Annotated in this window: 6 protein-coding genes and 1 pseudogene; 4 read left to right on the plus strand and 3 right to left on the minus strand. The window is 72.6% G+C overall.

Translation table 11 applies throughout. The annotated features are described in order from the left end of the window. Positions 1–237: 237 nt before the first annotated feature. Positions 238–621: pseudogene (locus tag AB0B40_RS15495) on the minus strand (hypothetical protein); the annotation flags it as partial. A 363-nt stretch (positions 622–984) separates the two neighbouring features. Between AB0B40_RS15495 and AB0B40_RS15500 the strand changes: the two are divergent. Beyond that, positions 985–2,757: a biotin carboxylase N-terminal domain-containing protein gene (locus AB0B40_RS15500; RefSeq protein WP_345048175.1), complete on the plus strand. Its 1,773-nt coding sequence runs from the start codon at positions 985–987 to the stop codon at positions 2,755–2,757. Positions 2,758–3,098: 341 nt separating this feature from the next. On the opposite strand, the gene AB0B40_RS15505 is transcribed toward AB0B40_RS15500, so the two are convergent. Continuing rightward, positions 3,099–4,019 carry a DeoR/GlpR family DNA-binding transcription regulator gene (locus tag AB0B40_RS15505; RefSeq protein ID WP_362264093.1) on the minus strand — a complete coding sequence of 307 codons (921 nt, stop codon included), beginning with the start codon at positions 4,017–4,019 and terminating at the stop codon, positions 3,099–3,101. Positions 4,020–4,208: 189 nt separating this feature from the next. After that, the gene (locus AB0B40_RS15510) at positions 4,209–5,657 is read right to left on the minus strand and encodes an NAD(P)H-quinone dehydrogenase (protein WP_345048173.1); all 1,449 of its coding nucleotides are present in this window, start codon (positions 5,655–5,657) and stop codon (positions 4,209–4,211) included. Positions 5,658–5,743: 86 nt separating this feature from the next. Here AB0B40_RS15510 and AB0B40_RS15515 point away from each other — a divergent pair, with 86 nt between their 5' ends. The 3 genes from AB0B40_RS15515 to AB0B40_RS15525 all read left to right on the plus strand — a co-directional run bounded on the left by AB0B40_RS15515 (position 5,744) and on the right by AB0B40_RS15525 (position 8,880). Next, entirely contained in the window at positions 5,744–6,181 is a 438-nt protein-coding gene (locus AB0B40_RS15515) for a gamma-glutamylcyclotransferase (protein ID WP_345048172.1), read from the plus strand. A gap of 142 nt (positions 6,182–6,323) precedes the next feature. Next, positions 6,324–7,148 carry a purine-nucleoside phosphorylase gene (locus AB0B40_RS15520; RefSeq protein WP_345048171.1) on the plus strand — a complete coding sequence of 275 codons (825 nt, stop codon included), beginning with the start codon at positions 6,324–6,326 and terminating at the stop codon, positions 7,146–7,148. Between the two features lie 85 nt (positions 7,149–7,233). Continuing rightward, positions 7,234–8,880: a phospho-sugar mutase gene (locus tag AB0B40_RS15525; protein ID WP_362264085.1), complete on the plus strand. Its 1,647-nt coding sequence runs from the start codon at positions 7,234–7,236 to the stop codon at positions 8,878–8,880. The last annotated feature ends 84 nt before the right edge of the window (positions 8,881–8,964 follow it).

Consider the following 8,964-nt stretch of genomic DNA (forward strand, 5'->3'; position numbering starts at 1 on the left):
CGGCTCCGCCCGCGCCCACGGGCCCTCGCCCGGCCCGGACGCACCGTCCAGGGGCGCGGCCTCCCCGTCCTGGGGCTCGTCCTCCCCGTCCCGCGGCTCGTCCGCACGACTGACCGGCGCACCCGCCCCGGCGGGGGCCGCACCGGCGGGAACCGCACCCGGCTCCGCCCGCGCCCACGGGCCCTCGCCCGGCCCGGGCGCACCGCCCGGGGGCGCGGCCTCCGGACCGCCGGCACGGTCGTACGTCATCAGCAGCAGGACGATCAGCCCGAGGACGACGACCATGAACAGGAACGCCGTCCAGCCGACCAGCCCCCAGGCGAACGCGCCGAGCAGGCCGTGCACCACCGCCGCGCTGATCAGCAGGACACGCCCGAAGCCGGCCGGGGAGCGGTCGCGGACGGCGACGAGCAGGGCCACCAGCGCGCAGAGCGCGAAGTAGAGGCCGAAGACGACGCCGCCGGCCTTCGAGGACGTCGCCATGACGTCCGGGTCGAGGCCGGCCAGGGACATCTTCTGCCGGTCGACGACCATCCCGAGGAACCAGTTCAGCGCGGCGATGGCGACGGCCTCGCCCAGGAGGACGACCGCCACGACCCCTGCCACCGGTCTGCGCACCACCGGCCCCCACCACCTTCACACCAGCAGCCTGTTACCACAGGTACGTTCGAGACAGCGCGAACGCTACTAACGGGTAAACCCGGGGACAAGGGTTCGGGCAGCAGCAAAGAATCATTGGGCCATTCGTAGGGACTCGACAAAGAATCAGGGTGGGCCGCAGCACGCCCTCACAGAGACCTTGGACACATGGCAGGGCTAGGGTTTTCCGAGGGAGTCCTGCGTACCGAGGTGTGGCATGGGCTTTCGCGGTTCGAGCGAGCCTCGTTTCACGCTCCGTGTGGGCAAGCTCACCATTGGGGACGGGTCGAAGTGCCGTGTCGGCAGTCCCTAAACTCGGCTTGTTTCAAGGAGGGAGCCTCAATCGTGCGCAAGGTGCTCATCGCCAACCGTGGCGAAATCGCTGTCCGCGTGGCCCGGGCCTGCCGGGACGCCGGGATCGCGAGCGTGGCCGTCTACGCGGACCCGGACCGGGACGCTCTGCATGTCCGCGCCGCGGATGAGGCGTTCGCCCTGGGCGGTGACACCCCGGCCACCAGCTATCTCGTCATCGACAAGATCCTGAACGCGGCCCGGGAGTCCGGCGCGGACGCCGTCCACCCCGGGTACGGCTTCCTGTCGGAGAACGCCGAGTTCGCGCAGGCCGTGCTGGACGCGGGCCTGATCTGGATCGGGCCGCCGCCGCAGGCCATCCGCGACCTGGGTGACAAGGTCGCCGCCCGGCACATCGCCCAGCGTGCCGGTGCCCCGCTGGTGGCGGGCACGCCCGACCCGGTGAGCGGTGCCGACGAGGTCGTGGCGTTCGCCGAGCAGCACGGCCTGCCGATCGCCATCAAGGCCGCCTTCGGCGGTGGCGGCCGGGGCCTGAAGGTCGCCCGCACCCTCGAAGAGGTCCCGGAGCTGTACGACTCCGCCGTCCGTGAGGCGGTGGCCGCCTTCGGTCGCGGCGAGTGCTTCGTCGAGCGCTACCTGGACCGTCCCCGGCACGTGGAGACGCAGTGCCTGGCCGACAAGCACGGCAACGTGGTCGTGGTCTCCACCCGTGACTGCTCGCTGCAGCGCCGCCACCAGAAGCTGGTGGAGGAGGCCCCGGCGCCGTTCCTCTCCGAGGAGCAGGTCGCCGAGCTGTACCGCGCGTCGAAGGCCATCCTGAAGGAGGCCCGCTACGAGGGCGCCGGCACCTGCGAGTTCCTGGTCGGCCAGGACGGCACGATCTCCTTCCTGGAGGTCAACACCCGTCTGCAGGTCGAGCACCCGGTGACCGAGGAGGTCGCCGGCATCGACCTGGTCCGCGAGATGTTCCGCATCGCCGACGGCGAGGAACTCGGCTACGGCGACCCGGAGCTGCGCGGACACTCGTTCGAGTTCCGCATCAACGGCGAGGACCCGGGCCGCAACTTCCTCCCGGCTCCCGGCACGGTCACCCGGTTCGACGCGCCCTCCGGTCCCGGCGTCCGCCTGGACGCGGGCGTGGAGTCCGGCAGCGTGATCGGCCCGGCCTGGGACTCGCTGCTGGCCAAGCTGATCGTGACCGGCCGTACCCGCAAGGAGGCCCTGGAGCGCGCCGCGCGGGCGCTGGACGAGTTCCAGGTCGAGGGCATGGCCACCGCGATCCCGTTCCACCGCACGGTCGTCCGGGACCCGGCGTTCGGCCCGGAGCTGACCGGCTCCGCCGACCCGTTCACGGTCCACACCCGCTGGATCGAGACCGAGTTCGTCAACGAGATCAAGCCGTTCGCCGCCCCCGCCGACGCCGAGGCGGAGGAGGAACTGGGCCGTGAGACGGTCGTCGTCGAGGTCGGCGGCAAGCGCCTCGAGGTCTCCCTGCCCTCGTCCCTGGGCATGAGCCTGGCCCGCACCGGTCTCGCGGCCGGCGCCAAGCCCAAGCGCCGCGCGGCGAAGAAGTCCGGGCCGGTCGCCTCCGGCGACACCCTTGCCTCGCCCATGCAGGGCACGATCGTCAAGATCGCAGTCGAGGAGGGCCAGGAGGTCAAGGAGGGCGACCTCGTCGTCGTCCTGGAGGCCATGAAGATGGAGCAGCCCCTGAACGCCCACAAGGCGGGCACCGTCAAGGGCCTGACCGCCGAGGTCGGCGCATCCGTCACCTCGGGCGCGGCGATCTGCGAGATCAAGGACTGAGCCGTCGTCGTACGGCAGGTCGTCGTACGACAGGTCGTACGGCAGTGAGTGGGCCCCCGGTGCTTCGGTTCCGGGGGCCGGCCGCGTTCCGGGATGCCGGGCCGGCCTCGGCACGGTCGGCGGTGCGGACAGCGGAGACGGGGGTGGCGCTGCCGCCGGGACGGGGTCGCGCGGTCTTCGTGCGCACCCTCACCGGTACGGGCACGGTCGTCACCGTCACCGGTACGGGCACGGACGCGGACGCCGGAGGACACCGCCGACGTCACCGGCCGTGGCCCCGCCGGCCCCGGTCGGCCGGGCCGCCCCCGCTCCGCGCGGGGCCGCCCGCCCGGCGCCGGCGCTCACCGGCGACGCAGATCGGCGACGCGCCCCCGTTCGGTGCCTGTCGGGTCGCCCAGGCCCGTGGCGGACCGCAGGGCGGTGGTGCCCGGTACGTGCCCCCTTCGTGGTCCCGGCAGTGGGGCGCGGCGGCCCGCCGGGACCTGTTCACCCCCCGGGTTCCCACTCGCCCCCGCAACGGCGATCTGCACACCCTGGTCGGCGAGCGCCTGCAACTCCGTGGCGGCGCGGTCGTCGTGGGCGGGCGGCTCGTCGGTGACCAGCCGGGTGATGAGGTCCGTCGGCACGGTCTGGAACATCGTGTCGGTGCCGAGCTTGGTGTGGTCGGCGAGGACCACGACCTCCGCGGCGGCCTGGACGAGGGCCCGGTCGACGGATGCCGAGAGCATGTTGGAGGTGGACAGGCCCCGTTCGGCGGTCAGACCGCTCCCGGAGAGGAAGGCCCTGGACACCCGCAGCCCCTGGAGGGACTGTTCGGCGCCGGAGCCGACGAGGGCGTAGTTGGAGCCGCGCAGGGTGCCCCCGGTCATCACGACCTCCACCCGGTTGGCGTGGGCCAACGCCTGGGCCACCAGGAGGGAGTTGGTGACGACCGTCAGGCCCGGCACGCGCGCGAGGCGGCGGGCCAGCTCCTGGGTGGTCGTACCCGCCCCGACCACGATGGCCTCGCCTTCTTCTACGAGGCCCGCGGCGAGGTCGGCGATGGCCGTCTTCTCGGCGGTGGCGAGGTGCGACTTCTGCGGGAAGCCGGATTCTCGCGTGAACCCGCCCGGCAGTACCGCACCGCCGTGGCGGCGGTCGAGGAGTCCTTCTGCCTCCAGTGCCCGCACGTCCCGCCGTACGGTCACTTCGGAGGTCTGGACGACGCGGGCGAGCTCACGGAGCGACACGGCACCGTTCGCTCGCACCATTTCGAGGATCAATTGGCGACGTTCAGCAGCGAACACGAAACTGACAGTAACCCCAGCGACCGTCTGCTTTCAGCAGTTTGCGCCGAATAACAGAAGTTGTTCGCATGGTGGGGCGGGAAGTGATATAAAGCCCGGCCGCCCCGACTATGCCGTCCGCATGCGCCGCAACTCCCCGTGACCAGCGGAGAACCGGCCCGGCCGTCAGGCCTCCGCGCTCGTCTTGCGGGTGTGCAGCTGCCGGGCGACCTCCGCGATCGACCCCGAAAGGGAGGGGTACACCGTGAACGCGTTCGCGATCTGTTCGACCGTCAGATTGTTGTCGACGGCGATCGAGATGGGGTGGATCAGTTCCGAGGCGCGGGGGGCCACGACCACACCGCCGACGACGATGCCCGTGCCCGGCCGACAGAAGATCTTCACGAAGCCGTCCCGGATGCCCTGCATCTTGGCGCGCGGGTTGCGCAGGAGCGGGAGTTTGACGACCTTCGCGTCGATCTTGCCCGCGTCCACGTCCGCCTGCGTGTAGCCGACCGTCGCGATCTCGGGGTCGGTGAAGACGTTGGAGGAGACCGTCTTCAGGTTCAGCGGGGCCACCGCGTCGCCGAGGAAGTGGTACATCGCGATGCGTCCCTGCATCGCGGCGACGGACGCGAGCGCGAAGACACCGGTCACGTCACCGGCCGCGTACACGCCCGGAGCGGTGGTCCGGGAGACCTTGTCGGTCCAGATGTGGCCCGAGTCGCGCAGCTTGACGCCGGCGTCCTCCAGGCCGAGGCCCGCGCTGTTGGGGATGGCGCCGACGGCCATCAGACAGTGGGAGCCGGCGATGACGCGGCCGTCGGCCAGCGTCACCTCGACCTGGTCGCCGACGCGCTTGGCGGACTGCGCGCGGGAGCGGGCCATGACGTTCATGCCGCGCCGCCGGAAGACGTCCTCCAGGACGGCGGCGGCGTCCGGGTCCTCGCCGGGCAGCACCCGGTCGCGCGAGGAGACCAGGGTGACCTTGGAGCCGAGCGCCTGGTAGGCGCCGGCGAACTCGGCACCGGTCACACCGGAGCCGACCACGATCAGCTCTTCGGGCAGCTCGTCGAGGTCGTAGACCTGGGTCCAGTTCAGGATCCGCTCGCCGTCGGGCTGGGCGTCGGGCAGCTCGCGCGGGTGGCCGCCGGTGGCGATGAGGACGGCGTCGGCGGTGAGGGTCTCCTCGGTGCCGTCGGCGGCGGTGACGACGACCTTGCGGGATCCGTCCAGGGCCTGCATGCCGTCCAGCCGGCCGCGTCCGCGCAGGACCCGGGCGCCGGCGCGGGTCACGGACGCGGTGATGTCGTGCGACTGGGCGAGCGCGAGGCGCTTCACCCGGCGGTTGACCTTGCCGAGGTCCACGCCGACCACGCGCGCCGCCCGCTCCAGCGGCGGGGTGTCGTCGGCCACGATGATCCCCAGCTCCTCGTAGGAGGAGTCGAAGGTGGTCATCACCTCGGCCGTGGCGATAAGGGTCTTCGACGGCACGCAGTCGGTCAGCACCGACGCTCCGCCCAGACCGTCGCAGTCGACGACGGTCACCTCCGCGCCGAGCTGGGCGGCCACCAGGGCCGCCTCGTATCCGCCGGGTCCGCCACCGATGATCACGATCCGAGTCACGTACCCCATTGTCCCGCACCCTTCAAGGTGCTACTGCCCGGGGGGCGCCCCCGGGGCGCCTGGGGCGCACGGTGCGGCTGTCGTACCCTCTCCCCATGTCGCTCTATGCCGCGTACGCCGGCAATCTCGACGCGCGCCTGATGTCCCACCGCGCCCCGCACTCCCCGCTGCGCGCCACCGGCTGGATGAACGGCTGGCGGCTGACCTTCGGCGGCGAGCAGCTGGGCTGGGAGGGTGCGCTGGCGACGATCGTCGAGGACCCGCTGTCCGCGGTCTTCGTCGGCCTGTACGACCTCGCGCCCCTGGACGAGGAGTCGCTCGACCGGTGGGAGGGCGTGGGCCTCGGCCTCTACCGGCGGGCACGCGTGCGCGTGCACACCCTGGACGGCGAGGAGCCGGCCTGGACGTACGTCCTCAACGGCTACGAGGGCGGTCTGCCGTCGGCGCGCTACCTGGGCGAGATCGCGGACGCCGCGGAGTCCGCCGGGGCGCCGCACGACTACGTGATGGAACTCCGCAAGCGCCCCTGCTGAGCCGGCCCCGCCCGCCTGCCCGCGGGTCCGCGGCTTTCCTCCGCTTTCGGCCGCCGTTTGTGGAATGCGACAAGACAACGAACGCAATCCCGTGGGCTCTGTCATCTACGCGCGTAGGCGAAGACCGGTTACCCTCATCGGCGTGAACGCATCTCTTCTTCCGGACGACATCCAGGGCGACCCGTACGCCGCCGCCGACGCCGCCGCCGCGCGCCTGCGCGAACTCACCGGCGCCGAGACCCACGACGTCGCCCTCGTGATGGGCTCCGGCTGGGCTCCGGCCGTCGACGCCCTGGGCGCACCCGACGCGGAGTTCCAGGTCACCGAGCTGCCCGGCTTCCCGCCGCCGGCCGTCGAGGGACACGGCGGCAAGATCCGCTCGTACGCCTCCGGGGACAAGCGCGCCCTGGTCTTCCTGGGCCGCACCCACTACTACGAGGGCCGTGGCGTCGCCGCCGTGGCGCACGGCGTGCGCACCGCCGTCGCCGCCGGCTGCAAGACCATCGTGCTCACCAACGGCTGCGGCGGTCTGCGCGAGGGCATGCGCCCCGGCCAGCCGGTCCTCATCAGCGACCACATCAACCTGACGGCGACCTCCCCGATCGTCGGCGCGAACTTCGTCGACCTCACCGACCTGTACTCCCCGCGCCTGCGCGCCCTGTGCAAGGACATCGACCCCTCCCTGGAGGAGGGCGTCTACGCGCAGTTCCCCGGCCCGCACTACGAGACCCCGGCCGAGATCCGCATGGCCCGTGTCATCGGCGCGGACCTGGTCGGCATGTCCACGGTCCTCGAGGCCATCGCCGCGCGTGAGGCGGGTGCCGAGGTGCTGGGCATCTCCCTGGTCACCAACCTGGCCGCCGGCATGACCGGTGAGCCCCTCAACCACGAGGAGGTGCTCCAGGCGGGCCGCGACTCGGCGGCACGCATGGGGCAGCTGCTGGCGCAGGTGCTGGGCAAGCTGTAAGGCGCCCGGACCCCGTCCGCCCGTTCCCCGGCCGACCGGGGCGTGCGGGCGGGCGGACACATACACAGGAGAGGTTGATCCCAAGGTGCACGACGATCTCATCGCCCGGGCCAAGGCCTGGCTCGCCGAGGACCCGGACCAGGAGACCCGCGAGGAGCTGGCCGGCCTGATCGACGCCGGTGACGTCACCGAGCTGGCGGACCGCTTCAGCGGCACCCTCCAGTTCGGCACCGCCGGCCTGCGCGGCGAGCTGGGCGCCGGTCCCATGCGCATGAACCGCAGCGTCGTGATCCGCGCCGCCGCGGGCCTCGCCGCGTACCTGAAGAAGAACGGCACCCCCCACGGGGACGACGCCGCCGGACTCGTCGTCATCGGCTACGACGCCCGCCACAAGTCCGCCGACTTCGCCCGGGACACCGCCGCCGTGATGACCGGCGCCGGTCTGCGCGCCGCCGTGCTGCCGCGCCCGCTGCCCACGCCCGTCCTGGCCTTCGCCATACGGCACCTCGGCGCGGTCGCGGGCGTGGAGGTCACCGCCAGCCACAACCCGCCCCGGGACAACGGCTACAAGGTCTACCTCGGCGACGGCTCGCAGATCGTCCCGCCCGCCGACGCGGACATCGCCGCCGAGATCGACGCGATCGTCTCCCTGGACGACGTGCCCCGCCCGGACGCCGGCTGGGAGATCCTCGACGACACGGTCCTGGACGCCTATCTGACCCGTACGGACGCCGTCCTGGACGCCGGCTCCCCGCGCACCGCCCTGACGGTCTACACGGCCATGCACGGCGTCGGCAAGGACGTCCTGCTCGCCGCGTTCGCCCGGGCCGGCTTCCCCGAGCCGGTGCTGGTCGCCGAGCAGGCCGAGCCGGACCCGGACTTCCCCACGGTCGCCTTCCCCAACCCGGAGGAGCCGGGCGCGATGGACCTGGCGTTCGCCGCGGCCCGCGCCACCGGTCCGGACCTGGTCATCGCCAACGACCCCGATGCCGACCGCTGCGCGGTGGCCGTGCGGGACGGCGGCGACTGGCGGATGCTGCGCGGCGACGAGGTCGGCGCCCTGCTCGCCGCCCACCTGGTCCGGCGCGGCGCCCGGGGCACCTTCGCCGAGTCGATCGTCTCCTCCTCCCTGCTCGGCCGGATCGCCGAGAAGGCGGGCCTGCCGTACGAGGAGACGCTGACCGGCTTCAAGTGGATCGCCCGCGTCGACGGCCTGCGCTACGGCTACGAGGAGGCCCTCGGCTACTGCGTGGACCCGCAGGGCGTGCGCGACAAGGACGGCATCACCGCCGCGCTGCTGATCACCGAGCTGGCGTCGGTGCTGAAGGAGGAGGGCCGCACCCTTCTCGACCTGCTCGACGACCTGGCCGTGGAGCACGGCCTGCACGCCACCGACCAGCTGTCGGTGCGCGTGGAGGACCTCTCGCTGATCGCGGACGCGATGCGCCGGCTGCGCGAGCAGCCGCCGACCGAGCTGGCCGGCCTGGCGATCACCCGGGCCGAGGACCTCACCCGGGGCACGGACAGGCTGCCGCCCACGGACGGCCTGCGCTACACCCTCGACGGCGCCCGGGTCATCGTCCGCCCGAGCGGCACCGAGCCGAAGCTGAAGTGCTACCTGGAGGTCGTCGTGCCGGTGTCCGCGCACACCGGGCTGCCGGCCGCGCGGGCCCGTGCGGCCGAGCTGCTGGCGGCCGTCAAGCGCGACCTGTCGGCGGCTGCCGGCATCTGAGTCCCGGGGGAAGACCCCGCCCCCTCTGGGCGCCCCGCCGTCCCGAACTCCAAGCCGTCCTGCACGCCGCGGGCGGTCGGCGCC

The organism is Streptomyces sp. NPDC042638 (assembly GCF_040647235.1).
GTDB classification, from domain to species: Bacteria; Actinomycetota; Actinomycetes; order Streptomycetales; family Streptomycetaceae; genus Streptomyces; species Streptomyces rameus.

What these genes read in the sequence shown, in the direction of transcription:
- AB0B40_RS15515 (WP_345048172.1), top strand. Translation starts at nt 5,744, where the DNA reads ATGTCGCTCTATGCCGCGTACGCCGGCAATCTCGACGCGCGCCTGATG.
- AB0B40_RS15510 (WP_345048173.1), bottom strand. Translation starts at nt 5,657, where the DNA reads ATGGGGTACGTGACTCGGATCGTGATCATCGGTGGCGGACCCGGCGGA.